Genomic DNA, 15,949 nt, shown 5'->3' with positions numbered 1-15,949 from the left:
TTCCTCCGGGGCCCGTCCGTCGTCGGTGCGGTCAATGCGCGACGGCGGGCCGGCTGAACCGCACGGTGCGCTCGGGATGCATCCCGACCTCGGGTCCGGTGTGCGGTCGCGGCGTGGAGATGAGGATGTTGTAGTGGTTGGGGTGGTGGCACGCGTCGAACCCCAGCACGGTGCCGATCAGCTCGCCTTCCAGCCACACCTCGTCGCCTCGGTCGATCACCCCGGCGTCGTCGATCTCCACGAAGCCCAGGAACCCCACCCGGTCGATCCGGTCCGCGGTCACCGGGTGGTCGGTCGTGACGAGTTCGTGCACCTCGCCCTGCCGAACGCAGCGGCTGGCGAACGGCTCCAGCCGCATGCCGCGGTCGTCGCGCCGGTGCACGAGCACCTTGACCACCCTGCTGTGCACGGCACGCTTCGGCCCGTCCTCGATCACGTGTTCTCCCTTCGGTACGCCTCGTCCACCAGGGCCAAGGCGGCCAAGCCACCGTCGGCCCCCGTGCCGCCGGCGGCCACGGCGCGCGCGAAGTCCCGCAGCACGCCCTCGTATTCGTGCCACAGCGAGCCCTTGAAGCCGTCGTGCCCGGCGAGCATGTCCGCCCGCAGCTGACGGCCGTCGGCGAGCCGTGCGGTCACATCCTTCACCTCGCCCGGGTAGGACCAGTCCAGCTCCACCCGCACCGGCGCCCTCCCCCGCGCCGTGAGCACGGCGTGCCGGTCGATCCCGGCCGCGTCCCGGCCGACGCGCGCTTCGCACAGCCGCAGCGGACCGGCGAACAGGCGTGCCACGTCAAGCGCGTTGGGGCCGTTGTCGGCCACGCAACCACCGCCGGACCGGGCGGCGTCGAGGTACCAGCGGTCGGCTCCGACGTGCTCCTCGATGCGTTCGAAGTACCGCACGGTCACCGACTCCAGCGGCCGGCCGTCCACTTCGGCCAGCAAGGCGAGGACGTTGTCGTTGTAGCGCCGGTGGAACGCGGTGAACAGCGCCACGTCATGCGCGCGGGCCGCCGCCGCCAGCTCCCGGCCGCGCGAAAGGTCGATGTCCAGGGGCTTCTCCACGCACACCGGCAATCCCGCCTCGATCGCGTCGCGGCAGATCGCCGCGTGCGCGTCGTTCGGCGCGGTCACCACCACGGCGTCCACCAGGCCGGCGGCCAGCATCGCCCGGTGGCCGGAAAACGCCGGGACCGCATGGCCCGCGCGGGCCTCGGGGCGCGGATCGCACACGGCGGCCAGGGCGAACCCGGTCAGCCGGTCGATCGCGGCGAGGTAGAAGCGGGAGATGACGCCGAGTCCGACCACCCCCAGCCGGATCACCCCGCGGCTCGCAGGGTCGACGCGCGCAGCTCCTCGTACAGGCCGGCGGACAGCGGCACGCCGTGCGTCCGCCGCCACGCCGCCCGTTCACCTTCGTGCCAGCCCGGGTAGACGACCGGGCGGCTCGGGTCGGCCGGCGGGCAACCCAGGAGTGCGGAGAACAACGCGCCGGCGTCGTCGGCGAAGCCCGTCCGCAGCCGCGCGGGGGCGATGGCGAGCGCCATGACGCCGATGTCGTCGTCGGTGTCCCCGGCCCGCACCGGGCCCAGCGCGGCACCGGACACCAGTGCCGACAGCGCTTCCACCAGCAGCCCGAGTCCGAAGCCCTTGTGGGCGCCGGTCTGCGGGGAGCTGCCCAGCCACAGCAGATGGCCCTCGCCCCGGTCGTAGGCGGCCGGGTCGGTGACCGGCGTGCCGTCGTCGCCGGCCAGCCACCCGGCGGGGATCGGCTCGCCCGCCCGCGCCGCGGCCCGGACCCGGCCGGTGGGCACCACGGTCGTCGACATGTCGAGCACGAACGGGTGGCAGTCGCCCGCGGGGCAGGCCAGTGCCAAAGGGTTGGTGCCCAGCACCTTCGCCAGGCCGCCCGGTGGCCGGGCGATGGCCTGGCCGCCGCAGTTGGACGTGACCAGGCCGATCACGCCCCGGTCGGCGGCGCGGGCGGCGTGGAAGCCCGCGCACCCGATGTGCGTGGCGCCGCGCAGCGACACCACGCCGACGCCGTACCGCTCGGCGCGGGACACGGCGAGGTCCATCGCCTGGGAGGCCGACCACAGGCCGAGGGTGCGGTGGGCGTCGGCCAGCACGCAGGCGCCCAGATCGGTGAGGACCTCCATGTCGGCCGCCGGATCGGCGCGCCCGGACGCCAGCAGCGGCAGGTACAGCCGGGTGAGGTTGACCAAGCCGTGCGAGGTGACGCCGGTGAGGTCCCCGTGCACGAGCGCCCGGGCCGCGGTATCGGCGCGGTCGGGCGGGACGCCGCGGCCGGTGAACACCCCCGCCACGGTCGAGACCAGTTCGGGGTAGGGCACGACGACGTTCATCATCCTCCGTTGCGGGCGAAGCGCGAGACCAGCTCGCACACCACCGCCGAGAACCGGTCCAGATCCTCGACGTGGGCGTGTTCGCCGCGCGCGTGGGCGTTGTTGGTTTCCAGCGATCCCGGCCCCAGCACGGCGGTCCGGGTCCCGGGCACGTCGGCCAGCCAGATCGCGTCACAGGTGAACCCGGGCTCGCCGGCCGGCCAGGGCGGCACGATCCCGTCCAGGTCCGGCACGGCGTGGTCGCGCAGCGCGGGCAGGCCGCGTTTGCGCCACTCCAGCGCCGTGATCGCGGACGCGTCGACGGCGGTGCGGCGGAACGGCTGGAGGCCCCGGAAGCGTCCGGTGAACTCCGCCAGTCCGTCCCGCAGTCCCTCTTTGAGCGCCTGGGACAGGACCGCGGCCGATTCGGCACTTCCGTAGGACAGGTTCAGCAGCAGTTCGCCGGAGCCGTAGACGCGGTTGTGCAGCCGTCCCGTGTGCAGGCCCGCCACGCACACCCGGCCGTCCGGAATACGTCCCGCCAGCACGGTAGCGAGGTGCTGGGCCAGGAACCCGAGCAGCACCGTCGCGTTGTGCCCGGCGTGCGGCTCGTCGTCGATCGCGTCCTCGCCGCGCACGACGACGGCCGCGGTCATGGCGGCGGTGCAGCGCGGCAGGTAGCGCAGGCCGGTGGGTTCGCAGAACACGTTGAGCGTGCCGTGGAAGCCTGCCTCCACCAGCGGCCGGGTGCCGAAGACGCCCATCGCGCCGCCCTCCTCGCCGGAGACGGCCTGCACGAGCACGCTGACGTCCCGGCCCACGGCCGGATCGCGCGCCGCCTCCCGCAGACCCGCCAGCAACGCCACCGCGGGCCCCTTGGCGTCGATCGCGCCCCGGCCGTGGAACCGGACGCCGTCGAACCCCACCGGCTCGACCGGCGCGACCGTGTCCAGGTGCACGTTGAACATCACCGTCGGCTCGGCGTGGCCCAGCCGCAGCACCAGGCTCGGCTGGCACTCCAGGAAGCCTGGGTCACGCCGCGCCGCCTCACGCACGGCAGCGGGGACATCCGCGCGCCGGATCACCTCCGGCGACGCCGGCCCGAGGTGCGCGGTGTGCAGGCCGAACGCGTGCGCGGCCTCGGCGTAGGCGTGCACGGCGTCCCAGAGCCGCACCTCGCCCTCGGTTTCCAACGGCCCCGCGGTGGGCGTGCGCAGCAGCTCCAGCAGCAGGTCGCGATCCGGAGCGATCACCGCAGCAGCCGGGCCAGCGCCCGTCCCGCACGCACGAACGATGCCGCCGCGCCCTCGGCCAGCCGGTCCGAGCGGTGCGGCTGGAGCGCCACGTGCGGCTCCAGCGACCACGCCCCGGCGTAGCCGGCCGAGCGCAGCAACTGCACGCAGTCGCGTACGCGCGCCTGGCCCGTGCCGGGATCGACGAACGTGGTGCCCCGGGCGTCTTTGACGTGCACGTGCGCCACGTGCGGCGCGATGCGCCGCAACACCTCGTAGCCGTCGTAGCCGTGGGCGACGGGGTTGCCCGTGTCGAACAGCAGCCGCAGCGAGGAGCCGTTCACCGCGGCCAGCAGCTGCAGCATCCGGCCGGCGTCCGAGGCGGCCCACCCCGAGCAGTTTTCGTGCAGCAGCACGAGACCGGCGGCCTCGGCGGCCCGGGCGAGCGCCACCACGCGGTCGAGCACCCGCGCGCGCCAACGGTACTCGTCCAGGCCGTCGTTGGGGTAGGACATGATCCGCACGTAGCGGGTGCCCAGGACGGCGCACCGCCGGGCCAGCACGGCCAGTTCGGCCAGGTCGTCCGCGAACGGCGCGGTGACCGGGCGGGCCCAGCCGCCGATGCGCGACGCCACGCACACCACCCGCACGCCGTGGCCGGCCAGCGTCGAGGCCACCCGGGCGAAGTGCCGCTCGTCCAGCTCGGCGACGGCCAGCCCGTCGACGGTGCGCAGTTCGACGGCCGACCAGCCCAGCTCGGCGAGAACGGCCAGCTGGCCGGCCAGGTCCGGGGCCGCCTCGTCGGTGATGCCGGCCAGGACGGCGTCGCCGGTGTGCCGCGGGGATGCGGTCGCCGCGGCCTCAGACCGCACTGACGGCCTCCGGCACGTGGCCGGCCGGGACCACCGGCTCGGCACTGATGTTCTTGGCCACCGACAGCAGCCTGGCCACGTCGCAGGCGACGGAGAAGCTTTTCGCGTGCTGGTCGCGGCCGCCGTGGAACAACCGATAGGCGTAGATCATCCACTCGGTGAGCGAGTCGTCCCGCAGGACCTGGTGCTCGCGCCGGCCGTCCACCGTCACGGTCAGCTGGGAGTAGGGGTCGTCGGAGCTGACCGCGTAGTGCCCGACCGCCGTGCCGTTTTCGAACCGCAGCACGACGCGCCGTTCCCGCACCGGGGACGTCAGGTCCGACTCGATCTCCGTGCGCGTGCCGTTGGTGTGCCGCAGCCCCACCCGGGCGCCGCCCATGCGGGGCACCCGCGTCTTGCCGACCACCAGGTCGGTGCCGGAGGCGTGGGTGACCCGGGCGTTGCCGGCCAGGCGCAACGCCAAGCCCACGCCGTGCGGCAGCTCGACGTCGAACGCCGTCCGGTGCGACGTCGTGGTCAACGAGCGACGGAATCGCGGCTTGTTCTGCACGAGCGTGATCGAGCGCGGCTCGCCCAGCCGCCCGTCCCGCCCCAGCGCCGTCAGCCGAGCGGTCAGCGAACTGGTCAGCCACGGCTCGACGACGGCGATCCGCAGTCCGTGTCGCCGGCGCAGCTCGATCACCCGGGACAGCTCGTCGGTGTCGATGGCCAGCGGCTTCTCCACCACCAACCGCCGGAACCCCAGTCCCGCGAGTTCGGCGAGCACGCCGGACCGGCTTTCCGGCGGCGTGCACACGTGCGCCACGGTCCGCGCCGGGTCCACTTCCGCCGCGGCGGACGCCAGGCTTTCCCGGACGATCAGCCCCGGTCTCCCGGGCGGCGTCCGCCACGGGTCGCAGCCCACGACCGGCTCGTCGTCGAACAACCGCGGCGCGGCGGCACGAGCGCCCGCGAGCACCGGGAGGTGCAGCTGCGCGCCCGCTCGTCCCAGCCCCACCAGAAGTGTCCGCAACACCGATCACCGTCCATTGTGGATTCAATATCGCCCGGGTCACCGAAAGACCATCCGATTGGAACAAGGGGAGATTTCACGGTTCCGGCAACACTTGTCAACACTGCCTTCTCGTAGTTGACCAAGAAGAGTGAAGACAACTCGCATTGCCGGTCACCGCTTGGCCCCGAATTAGGATCACCGGAGAGTTCCGACAGCGGAGGCGAACAGTTGACCGTGCCACTATTCACCCAATCAGCGTCGTTTTCGGAATTGTGGCCCACCACGAGCAGGCACATTATCGACGTACTGGACCGCGGAAAGTACTCACATGGTCACAAGGTCGTCGAATTGGAAGCAGCGCTGGCCGCGTACACCGGCGCGAAGCACGTGGTGGGGGTGAACAGCGGCACCGACGCGCTGGTGCTCCTGCTGCGCGCGTGCGGCCTGCGCCCCGGTGACGAAGTGGTGGTGCCCGCTTTCTCGTTCATCGCCTCGGCCTCCGCCGTGGTGCTCGCGGGCGGCCGTCCGGTGTTCGCCGACATCGAGCCCGACGGCTACGGCCTGTCCCCCGCCTCACTTGCGGCCGTGGCCACCGGGCGCACCCGGTTCGTCATGCCGGTGCACCTGTTCTGCCAGCCCGCGGACATGACGGGAGTCGGTGAGGCGGCCCGGCGGCTGGGGCTGACCGTGGTGGAGGACAGCGCCGAGGCGATCGGGATGCGCTACGGCGGCACGCACGCGGGGCTGCTCGGCGCGGGCGGGGTGCTGTCGTTCTTCCCCACCAAGACCTTGGGCGCGCTCGGCGACGCGGGCGCGGTCCTCACCGACGACCCGGTCGTCGCCGAAACCGTCGGCGCCCTGCGCCACCACGGCCGGTTCGGTCCCACCGCCGGCCACTTCCCCGCCATCAACACCACCACCGGCGCGGTCGGGGTCAACAGCAAGATGGACGACCTGCAGGCCGCGGTGCTGCTGGCCAAGCTCGGCCGCCTGGAAGCGGACATCGAGCGCCGCGCCGCCCTCGCCCAGCGCTACACCGCCCTGCTCGCCGACGTGCCGGGGGTGCGGAAGCTGCCCTCGGTGCTGCCGCGCCGGGCCGACGTGCGCGGGGTCTTCTACGTGTACGCGGTCGAGGTCGAGCGGCGCGACGAGCTGGCCGCGCACCTGGCCGCGCGCGGCGTGGGAACCGAGACGTACTACCCGATCCCGTTGCCCCTGCAGCCCTGCTTCGCCGACCTGGGCCACCGGCCCGGGGACTTCCCCCACGCCGAGGCCGCCTGCCGGCACGCGCTCGCGCTGCCGCTCTACCCGGACCTGCGGGAGGACGACGTCGCCCGGGTCTGCGCCGAGATCCGCGACTTCTTCCGATCCGCGGAGGCGGCGTGAAGATCCCGTTCTTCCCGCCGGATCTCTTCGAAGACGACCGCCAGGTGCTGCTGGACGTGGTCCGGGAAGTGGCGCTCGACCCCGAGCAGCGGTTCATCCTCGGCCACCGCACCGAGCACTTCGAGACCGTCATCCGCGACGCCGTCGGAGCGGCCGACGCGGTCGCCTGCTCCAGCGGTACTTCGGCGTTGACGCTCGTGCTGCGCGCCATGGGGGTGGGGCCGGGCGACGAGGTCGTGGTCCCCGCCTACGGTTGTGCGCCGCTGGCGGCCGCCCCCGCACTGCTCGGCGCCACGCCGGTCTTCGCCGACGTCGACCAGGCCACGATGGTGGTCGACCCGGTCGAGGTCGAGAAGGCGGTCACCGGGCGCACCAAGGTCGTCATGCCCGCGCACGTGTTCTCGGTGATGGCCGACATGCCGGCGCTGCGCGTCATCGCCGACGGCGCCGGTGCGCGGCTGCTGGAAGACTCCGCCGTCGCGCAGGGCGGCGTGCTCGGCGGCCGGGCCGCGGGCACCTGGGGCGACGCGGGGGTCTACTCGTTCGTCCAGGTCAAGACGTTCGGGATGCCCGGCGAGGGCGGCATGGTCGTGACCGGCGACCCGGAGCTGGGCCGCGTCGTGCGCATGCTGCGCAACCACGGCCAGGACGGCCGCACCCGGTTCCTGCACCACCGGATCGGCGTGAACAGCCGCTTCGACGAAATCATGGCGGCGTTCCAGCTGCGCCGCCTGCCGGGGTTGCCCGCGCGCCTGGACCGCCGGGCCCGCATCGGCGAGTACTACACCGGGCGGTTCACCGGCCTGCCGGGCGTCGTGCCACCGCCGCCCGGCCGCGACGGACGCTGCTTCTACGTGTACTCCCTGCTCGCCGAGCACCGCGACGCGCTGCACGACCACCTCGCCGCCCGTGGCATCGGCTCGCACGTGTACTACCGCTCCCCCTTGCCGCGCCAAGCGGCGTTCCGCACCACCGGCCGCGACTGGCCGGCGGCCGAACGCGCCTGCTCGCGGCAGCTCGCCATCCCGATCCACCCCCACCTGACCGACGCGCAAGTCGAGCACATCGCCGACGAAGTGTGCCGGTTCGCCCGCAGTTGAAACGGAGACCCCCATGCCGCACACCACCCCCGCTCCCACCGCCGACGCCGTCGCCCTGGAGTGGCACCGCCGGGCCGCGCGCCCCGGCCTGACGCGCGTCATGCGCGCGTCCCAGCCCGCCGGCCTCGCCGGGACCACCACCGAACGCACCCGCGCGATCCTCACCGAGCACCTCCGGGCGATCGTGCCCCGCACCGCGCTGGAGATCGGCTGCGGCATGGGCAGGCTCACCCCCACCATCGCCGCGCAGGCCCGCGACGTGCTGGCCGTGGACATGACCGCCCGGATGCTCGACCTCGCCCGCGCCGAGTGCGCCGCCCTGCCGCACGTGCGGTTCGCGCACGCCGCCGTCCAGCGGCTGCCGGTACCCGAAGAGCCGTTCGACGTCGCCGTGTGCGTGTGGGTCCTCATGCACGTGCTCGGCGAGGACGACCTCGCCGAAGCGTGCCGCCGCATCGCCGCCTCCGCCCGGCACCTGGTGCTGGTGGAGTACGAGCACGCCGACATCCCGGTCGGCAAGTACTCGCGGCTGCGCGACCTGGACGCCTACCTCGAGCTGCTGCCGGGTGCCCGGCTGGTCGAGCGGCGCGACGTGTTCTACGGCGGCGACCGGTCCTTCGCCGCCCTGATCGCCCTGGAGGGGCACCGGTGACCACGTCGATCACCTCCACCACCACCCGCGCCTACGTCCGGCTGGCCAAGCTCGACATCGTCGACTACTACCTCGGTGTCCTGGTCGTCGGGACGCTGCTGCCCGCCGCGCTGCGCTTCGACGGCGGTGTGCTCGCCACCGGCGGCCTGTTCCTGCTCGGCGAGGTGTTCGTCATCGCCGCGATGGTGGCCCTGGACGACCTCACCGGCTTCCGCGACGGCAGCGACGTCGCCAACTACGCCCCGGACGACCTCAAGCGCCGCCGCTACCGCAAGCCGCTCGTCGCCGGGACGCTGACCGAGGATCAGGTGCTGCGGTTCGCGTGGGTCACAGGGATCATCGGGGCGCTGCTGTGGATCGCGGCGATGGTCACCGCACCGCATACTCCCTTGTGGACAGTTGTGCTGATCGCGGTCACCTACTTCTTTTCCGTGCAGTACTCGTGGGGTGTCAAGCTCAGCTACCACGGGTTCCAGGAGTTCTTCATCGCCGCCCTGGGCTGGGCGCTCGTGCTGGCGCCCTACGGACTGGCCGTGGGCTCGCTCGACGGCAACGTCGTCGTGCAGGCGCTGGTGTTCGGCCTGGGGCCGCTGCTGTTCGGCGTCTACTCCAACACCAACGACATCAAGGGCGACCGCCGGGTGGGCCGGCCGACCGTCGCCGCGCTCACCTCGCCGCGCGGGAACATGCGCTTCATCTTCGCCGTCACGGCCGTGGAGGCCGCGCTGATCGTCTGCGGGCCGTGGCTGGGCACCGTGTGGTGGTTCCCGGTGGCGCTGCTGCCGACGCTCCTGCTCCGGGCCCTCCAGCTGCGCATCGCCTTCGGCCAGGGCGACATCCTGCGCGCCCGCCTCCTGGGCATCCGCATCCACCGCGTCACCGTGGTGGCGCTGGTCGTGGTGAACCTGCTGTGACCGCCGAAGAGGACGTCATCGTCATCGGGGCCGGCGTCGCCGGACTGGCCGCCGCGCACGCGCTGCGCCTCGCCGGGCGCTCGGTGCGCGTGCTGGAGGCCGCCGACGCCGTGGGCGGCCGGATGCGGACCCTGCGCACCGGCGGCTTCCTCGTCGACACCGGCGCCGAGCAGGTGCCCGAACGCGGCTACCCCGCCACGTGGGAGCTGCTCGGGCAGCTGGGCGTGGACCGGGCCGCGGTGCCCCGCATCGGCCGCCACCTCGCCGTGTGGCGCGGTGGGCGGGCGCGGCCGGGGCTCGCCCACCCCCGCGGACTGCTCACCGGGGCCGGCCTCGGGCCACGCGCCCGGCTGGACCTGCCGCGGGTGCTGCGCGTGCGCCCGGACTTCGACCACCCGGAACGCGCCGCCCTCGGCACGGTCGCCGAGTTCGCCGGGGCCTTCCACCCCGACGTGCTGGACTACCTGTGCCAGCCGGTCGTGTCCGGGTTCTTCGGCTGGCGGCCCGAGCGTTCGGCGGCGGCACCGCTGCTCGCGCTGCTGGCCGCCGCCGGACCGGCGAACACCTGGCGCACCTACCGCGACGGCATGGACACCTTCGCGCGCGCCCTGGCCGGGTCCCTGGACGTCACCACCGGCGTCCGGGTCGACGGCGTGGTGCCGGAGTCCGGATCGGTCGTGGTGCTCTGCGGCGACGACCGGATCCGCGCGCGGCAGGTCGTGCTCGCCGTGCCCGCACCGGTGGCCCGCGTCCTGCACCTCGACGCCCCCGCCCAGGAGGCGGAGTTCCTCGCCGCCGCCACGTTCACTCCGGTGGTCAAGGCGCACTTCATGCTGCCGACCCGCCCGGCATCGCGCTCCTACGCGATCGTCGTCCCCGCCGCGGAGGACCGGGTGGTGTCCACGCTCATCCTCGACCACGTCAAGCACCCGGGGCGGGCGCCCGCCGGCCGGGGCCTGGTCACCGTGATGGCGAATCCCGCCGTCACTCCCGACCTGCTCGACGCGACCGATGCCGAGGTGGCCGACGTCCTGTCCGGCGCGGGCCGGCGGTTCCTCCCCGCGCTGCGCACGGCCACCGGCGCCCTGGTCACCCGCTTCCGCGACGCCCTGCCCGAAGCCACCCCGCGCGCGTTGGCCCTGCGCGCCGCCTTCGCCACCCGGCCCGTCTCCGCGGTCGAGTACGCCGGCGACTGGACCGGTCTCGTGCCGTGCAGCGAGGCGGCCGTGCGCTCCGGGCAGCGCGCCGCCGCCCGGCTGCTCTCCGCCCACCCCGCCAGGAGGGAACCCGTATGAGGCCCCACGACATGGGCACCCTGTTCGACGAGGTCGCCGCGCGCCGCACGCACACCACCGTCGTGCTCGACCGGCCCTTCGACATCGCGCCCGGCCGGGGCACCGCATTCACCGTGCCCCAGCTGGCCGGCCTCGTGGAAGAGGCCGCGGGCTGGCTGCACGCCGCCGGGGCCCGCCCGGGAGAGCGGGTCGCGGTGGTCAAACGCAACCACTACGACTACGACCTGCTGGCCTGCGCGGCGATCCGGCTCGGCGCCGTACCCGCCCTGCTGTCGGGCGAGCTGCCCGGCGACGTCCTGGAAACGCTGCTCGAGCGCCTCGAGCCGGCGGTCCTCGTCACCGACCGGCCCGTCCCGGCGCACCGCGCCCGCCGCGTGCTGTCCCTGGCCGCCCCCGGCGCGGGGGAACTTGCGCTCGACGACGTGCGGGGCACCCGAGCCCCCGCGCCCCGGCACCGGCCCGACGACGACCCGCTGGTGATCAACCACACCTCCGGCACGACGGGCACCCCCAAGCTGGTCGTCCACACCACGCGCACCATCATCGACCGGCTCGCCCGGTTCGAGGCGCTGCGCGTCCCGCTCGTGGGCACCCGCCGCGACGACGTCGTCGCCAACGCCTCCTCCTACGCCCACGGCCGCCCCTTCTGCTGGACCGGCAGCGTGTTCTGCCTCGCCCCGCGCAAGATCGTGCTCCTGTCGGACCCCGCCTCGGCCCGGGAACTGCTCGGCGCCCACCCGCCCACCACCATCGAGGCCCTGCCCGCCGCCTACGTGCGGTGGCGCCCCCTGGCACGCGATGCGGACAACCCCTTCCGTGACGTACGCCTGTTCGTCAGCACCTACGACGCCGTGCACCCGCCCGTCGTGCGCACCATGCTCCACGCGTCGCGCCGCCGCCGTCCACTGTGGATGCAGGGCTGGGGGCAGACCGAAACCGGGCCGCTGACGTTCCGCTTCCTCACCCGTGCCGCCGTCGACCGCGCCACCCACGCCCGCCACCTCGGCCGCCCGCTGCCGGGCCGGGCGAAGCTCGCGGTCGTGGACGCCGAGACGTTCCGGCCGGTGCCTCGCGGGCAGCCGGGACTCGTGCTGGCCCGGACCAAGGCCCTCTGCGCCGGGTACGTGGGCGAACAGGACCGCTGGCAGGACAAGAACAGCGACGGCTGGTGGAACACCGGAGACCTCGGCGTGCGCACCCGGACCGGAGGCGTGCTGCTGCTCGACCGCGAGGTCGACACCGTGCCCGGCCTGAGCTGCCTGCAGACCGAGGACGTGCTCGAGAACCGGCTGCCCGAGGTGGTCGAGTGCGTCGTCCTGGGCACCCCGGGCCGCCCGCCCGTCCCGGTCGTCGTCACCGCCGACGGAAGCCTCGACCCGCAGCGCTGGCGGGCCGCCCTCGCCGGCCTGCCGCCCCTGGCGCCCCCGCGCGTCGTCACCTGGGACGACCTCCCGCGCACCGGCACCGGCAAGGTGCGCCGCCGCGAACTGCTCACCCGCATCGCCGGGCACACCGGCACCCACGGCACCGGAAGGTGGACATGACCACGATCCAAGAGGGCTACGCCTTCGACAACCACAGCGTGCACGCCACCGAGCAGCACCGCTGCCTGGCCGCCGCCTACGACCCCACGACGCTCGCCCGGCTGGAACGCACCGGCGTCGGACCGGGGTGGCGGTGCCTGGAGGTCGGCGCCGGCGGCGGCAGCGTCGCGCACTGGCTCGCCGATCGCGGCGCGTCGGTCGTGGCCACCGACGTCAAGCCCGAGCACGTCCCGCCCGCCGAGGGGCTGACCGTACTGCGGCACGACGTCGTCCACGACCCGCTGCCCGAAGCCGGGTTCGACCTCGTCCACGCCCGTCTCGTGCTGCTGCACCTGCCCGAGCGCGAACAGGTGCTGCGCAAGCTCGTGCGCGCCCTCAAGCCCGGTGGTCTGCTGCAGCTGGACGAGTTCGACGTCGGCTACGGACCGGTGCTGCTGGCCGCCAACGCCGGCCACGCCGCCGCCTACGAGGAGTTCCTGGCCGCCAAGGAGCGCATGTTCGACGCGGCGGGCGCGGACTGCCGCTGGGGCCGCCGCGTCGCCGCCTCGATGGTCGCCGCCGGCCTGGTGGAGGTGGACCCGGCACCGGTGGTGCAGCAGTGGACCGCCGACTCCCCCGGACTGCACCTGCTGGTCCACCACACCCATCACCTCCGCGACAAGCTGCTCGCGGTGGGCGCCACCGACACCGGCCTGCAGTCCGCCCGCGCCGCGATGACGCATCCCGCGTTCCGCGCCACGTCTTGCGTCTTCTACACCGTCCAGGGCCGGCGTCCCGCATGACCGCCGTCGACGCGCCGAGCTGGAGCGGACCCGTCGACCTCCCGCTGCGCGGGGAACCCGACGTGCAGGCGGCGTGCGGGCTGATGCACGTCCACGGCCGCCGGCTCGGCCGTCCCGAACCGCTCGGGATGGATTACGCCCGGGCCGTCGCCGTCGAACTGTCCGCGATCGGGGTGCTCGCCGTCGAACTGGGGCGCACCCGCGGCGTACCGCTCGCCGGGCACACCACTTCCGTCGCGCAGGCCGCGCTGCTTGCGGTCTCGCAGTACCTGGCGGCCGCGACCGCCGACGAACCCGACGAGTGGCAGCCCGGCGCGGGCCCGCCGTTCCGGTCGTCCGACGGCGTGGTGTTCGAGGTGGAGGCACTGGATCCCGTTCTGTGGCAGACGTTCTGGGCCGAGCTGGGTGTTCCCGCCCGGGCCGTCGAACGGGGCTGGCGCCCCTTCCTGCACCGCTTCGCCACGGCCACCTGCCCGCTGCCGCCCGAGTTCGCCGCCTCCGCCGCCCGCTTCCCGCTCGCGGTCCTGGAGACCACCGCCCGACGGGTCGGCATGACCCTGGTCGTCCGGGCGGAGCGGCCGCTGGACAGCCTGCCCGCCTACCGGATCTTCCCGCGCGGGAACGCCCGGCACGAGGTCCCCTCGGCCGGGGAGCTGCCGCTGTCCGGCATCGTCGTGCTGGAGTCGTGCAGGCGCGTGCAGGGACCGCTGGCCGGGCACCTGCTGGGGATGCTCGGGGCGACGGTGGTGCGCATCGAGCCGCCCGGCGGCGACCCGCTGCGCTGGGTACCGCCGATGGCCGGCGACACCTCCGCCCGGTTCCTCGCCCTCAGCCGGGGCAAGGCGGTGGTCGAGATCGACCTGCGCACCGGGCGGGACGAGGTGCTCGACCTCGCCGCGGCGGCGGATGTGTTCGTGCACAACTGGGCGCCGCGCAAAGCCGCCCGCTGGGGCCTGCGAGCCGAGGACTTCCCGGCCGGCTTGGTGTACGCGCACGCCTCCGGCTGGGGCGACGAACTCGGTCCCGAACCGCCGCTGGGCACCGACTTCGTCGTCCAGGCCCACGCGGGGGTGCCCGCCTCGCTCATGACGGTCGTGGACGTGTTCGGTGGCGTGGTCGCCGCCCACGCCGTGGTGGACGCGCTGCTGCGCCGCGAACGGACCCGGCGCGGCCAGACTGTGGCGTCGTCGCTGCTGTCCGCCGCCTCGCGCCTCAACGCGCTCACCCGGCACCGTGACACGTCCGCGCCGACCGTGCCGGTGTGCACCGACCTCGCGGTGCTGGGCCGGGACCCGCGGTTCGCGCGGGCTCTCGTCCGGGAGCGGTGCGTGCTGCCGGGTTCGCCCTGGGAGTTCTTCCGATGACGTGGGTCTCGCGCAACGGAATCGTGCTCACCGACCGGGTGCCGGCCGCGGCGAGGCGTGCCTGGGTCCGCGCCGGGCACTGCCCCGGCCGGGACCTGCACTCACTGCTGCGCGACCGGGTCGACCGCCATCCCGACCGGGTCGCCGTCGTCGACGACCGCGGGCAACTCACCTACGCCGAGCTGGCCGAGCAGGTGCGGGGGCTGGCAGGCGCGCTGGCGGCCCGGCCGGGCGACATCGTCGGCGTCCGCGTGCCCAACGGCCGCGATGCCGTGATCGCCGAGCTCGCCGTCGCCGCGTGCGGCGCGGTCGCCCTGCCGTTCACGGGAGGACGGGCAGACGCGCTGAACCTGCTGGGCCGGGCCCGCGCGTCGTCGGTGATCACCGACGACGACCTGCCGTGGCCGACCGTGTCACCCCGCGCCCGGGGCGAAGGGTGGAAGCCGGTCACCGTGGACCCGGAATCCCCGGCGAGACTGCTCGTTTCCTCGGGTTCGGAAGCCGAGCCGAAGCTCGTCGCCTACTCCCACAACGCCTTCGCCGGCGGCCGCGGCAACTACCTGCGGGCCGTGCACCGCGACACCCCGGTGTGGCGGGACCTCGTGCTCGTGCCGCTGTCCTCGGCCTACGGGTCGTTCGGGGCCACCATCACCCTGTGCCGCTTCGGCGGGACACTGCTGCTGCGCCCGCGGTTCGACGCGTCGGACGCGCTGCGAACCGTCGCCGAGCACCGGCCCACCCACGTGTTCGGCGTGCCCACCATGCTGCGTCGCCTCGCCGAACACGCGGCGGACTTCGACACCTCGTCGCTGCGGGCCGTCGTGTCCAGCGGTGACGTGCTGCCGGCGGACACCCTGCGGTGGTGCCGCGAGGGGTTCGGCGTCGACGTGGTCAACGTCTACGGCTCCTCCGACGGGGTCAACTGCCACACCACCACGCCCGAGCACGGCGTGGGCCGTCCCGACCCGGCCGTGACCGGCATCCGGATCGTCGACGGCGAAATCTGCGCCCTGGGGCCCATGACCCCGCTCGACCACGTCGGCGCCGGACCAGCCCGGCTCCCCGGCGGCTGGGTCCGCACCGGCGACCGGGGAAGCTTCGACACCGACGGCACGCTGCACGTCCTGCGGCGCATCAAGCGCGTCGTCATCCGCGGCGGCTACACCATCAGCCCCGCCGAGGTCGAGTCGGCGCTGACCGGCCACCCCGCCGTCGCCGACGCGGCGTGCGTGCCCGTGCCCGACCGCGACCTCGGGGAACGGCTGTGCGCGTGCGTCACCGTCCGCGCCGGCCACCCGGTTCCCGATCTCGCCGCGCTGACCACGTTCCTGCGCGCCGACCGCGGCATCACCCCGCCCAAACTCCCCGAACGCCTGCTCGTCCTCGCCCGGCTTCCCCTGACCCACACCGGAAAGGTCTGCCTCCGCACGCTCGCCGGCCTCGCCACCGCCCACCACGGAGCACGATGACCG

15 protein-coding genes are annotated in these 15,949 nt (G+C 74.1%); 9 read left to right on the top strand and 6 right to left on the bottom strand.

The features are described from left to right. Positions 1–31 precede the first annotated feature (31 nt). From AB0F52_RS34470 to AB0F52_RS34445, 6 genes are read right to left on the bottom strand one after another with little or no spacing between them, the layout of a single operon-like run. Positions 32–436 (bottom strand): hypothetical protein, encoded by a 405-nt coding sequence (locus AB0F52_RS34470; RefSeq protein ID WP_360180110.1) that lies wholly within the window; start codon positions 434–436, stop codon positions 32–34. Continuing rightward, positions 433–1,320 (bottom strand): Gfo/Idh/MocA family oxidoreductase, encoded by an 888-nt coding sequence (locus AB0F52_RS34465; RefSeq protein ID WP_360180108.1) that lies wholly within the window; start codon positions 1,318–1,320, stop codon positions 433–435. Before AB0F52_RS34465 ends, AB0F52_RS34470 begins: the two co-directional genes overlap by 4 nt. After that, positions 1,317–2,363: an Ldh family oxidoreductase gene (locus tag AB0F52_RS34460; protein WP_360180106.1), complete on the bottom strand. Its 1,047-nt coding sequence runs from the start codon at positions 2,361–2,363 to the stop codon at positions 1,317–1,319. The genes AB0F52_RS34465 and AB0F52_RS34460 overlap by 4 nt, the downstream gene beginning before the upstream one ends. Further along, on the bottom strand, positions 2,363–3,595 hold the full coding sequence (locus AB0F52_RS34455) for a M20/M25/M40 family metallo-hydrolase (protein ID WP_360180104.1): 1,233 nt from the start codon (positions 3,593–3,595) through the stop codon (positions 2,363–2,365). The genes AB0F52_RS34460 and AB0F52_RS34455 overlap by 1 nt, the downstream gene beginning before the upstream one ends. Next, complete coding sequence (locus AB0F52_RS34450; protein ID WP_360180102.1) at positions 3,592–4,446, bottom strand: sugar phosphate isomerase/epimerase family protein; 855 nt, start codon at positions 4,444–4,446, stop codon at positions 3,592–3,594. The genes AB0F52_RS34455 and AB0F52_RS34450 overlap by 4 nt, the downstream gene beginning before the upstream one ends. Continuing rightward, on the bottom strand, positions 4,436–5,461 hold the full coding sequence (locus AB0F52_RS34445) for an oxidoreductase (RefSeq protein ID WP_360180100.1): 1,026 nt from the start codon (positions 5,459–5,461) through the stop codon (positions 4,436–4,438). Before AB0F52_RS34445 ends, AB0F52_RS34450 begins: the two co-directional genes overlap by 11 nt. 327 nt (positions 5,462–5,788) lie before the next feature. Between AB0F52_RS34445 and AB0F52_RS34440 the strand changes: the two genes are divergently transcribed. From AB0F52_RS34440 to AB0F52_RS34400, 9 genes are read left to right on the top strand one after another with little or no spacing between them, the layout of a single operon-like run. Further along, entirely contained in the window at positions 5,789–6,826 is a 1,038-nt protein-coding gene (locus tag AB0F52_RS34440; RefSeq protein ID WP_360180098.1) for a DegT/DnrJ/EryC1/StrS family aminotransferase, read from the top strand. Next, positions 6,823–7,926, top strand: a complete 1,104-nt coding sequence (locus tag AB0F52_RS34435) for a DegT/DnrJ/EryC1/StrS family aminotransferase (RefSeq protein ID WP_360180096.1) — start codon at positions 6,823–6,825, stop codon at positions 7,924–7,926. The genes AB0F52_RS34440 and AB0F52_RS34435 overlap by 4 nt, the downstream gene beginning before the upstream one ends. A 13-nt stretch (positions 7,927–7,939) precedes the next feature. After that, positions 7,940–8,578: a class I SAM-dependent methyltransferase gene (locus AB0F52_RS34430; RefSeq protein ID WP_360180094.1), complete on the top strand. Its 639-nt coding sequence runs from the start codon at positions 7,940–7,942 to the stop codon at positions 8,576–8,578. Next, entirely contained in the window at positions 8,575–9,492 is a 918-nt protein-coding gene (locus AB0F52_RS34425) for a UbiA family prenyltransferase (RefSeq protein WP_360180092.1), read from the top strand. The genes AB0F52_RS34430 and AB0F52_RS34425 overlap by 4 nt, the downstream gene beginning before the upstream one ends. After that, complete coding sequence (locus AB0F52_RS34420) at positions 9,489–10,787, top strand: FAD-dependent oxidoreductase (protein WP_360180090.1); 1,299 nt, start codon at positions 9,489–9,491, stop codon at positions 10,785–10,787. Before AB0F52_RS34425 ends, AB0F52_RS34420 begins: the two co-directional genes overlap by 4 nt. Next, complete coding sequence (locus AB0F52_RS34415) at positions 10,784–12,331, top strand: class I adenylate-forming enzyme family protein (protein WP_360180088.1); 1,548 nt, start codon at positions 10,784–10,786, stop codon at positions 12,329–12,331. Before AB0F52_RS34420 ends, AB0F52_RS34415 begins: the two co-directional genes overlap by 4 nt. Continuing rightward, the gene (locus AB0F52_RS34410) at positions 12,328–13,113 is read left to right on the top strand and encodes a class I SAM-dependent methyltransferase (RefSeq protein ID WP_360180086.1); all 786 of its coding nucleotides are present in this window, start codon (positions 12,328–12,330) and stop codon (positions 13,111–13,113) included. Before AB0F52_RS34415 ends, AB0F52_RS34410 begins: the two co-directional genes overlap by 4 nt. After that, the gene (locus AB0F52_RS34405; protein WP_360180084.1) at positions 13,110–14,477 is read left to right on the top strand and encodes a CoA transferase; all 1,368 of its coding nucleotides are present in this window, start codon (positions 13,110–13,112) and stop codon (positions 14,475–14,477) included. The genes AB0F52_RS34410 and AB0F52_RS34405 overlap by 4 nt, the downstream gene beginning before the upstream one ends. Next, positions 14,474–15,946 carry a class I adenylate-forming enzyme family protein gene (locus AB0F52_RS34400; RefSeq protein WP_360180082.1) on the top strand — a complete coding sequence of 491 codons (1,473 nt, stop codon included), beginning with the start codon at positions 14,474–14,476 and terminating at the stop codon, positions 15,944–15,946. Before AB0F52_RS34405 ends, AB0F52_RS34400 begins: the two co-directional genes overlap by 4 nt. Positions 15,947–15,949: the final 3 nt, after the last annotated feature.

Origin of the sequence: Amycolatopsis sp. NPDC024027, assembly GCF_040638975.1 — a bacterium.
GTDB lineage: Bacteria > Actinomycetota > Actinomycetes > Mycobacteriales > Pseudonocardiaceae > Amycolatopsis.
Note: the sequence above shows the minus strand (reverse complement) of the source record. Positions and strands in the feature narration are given on the sequence as shown.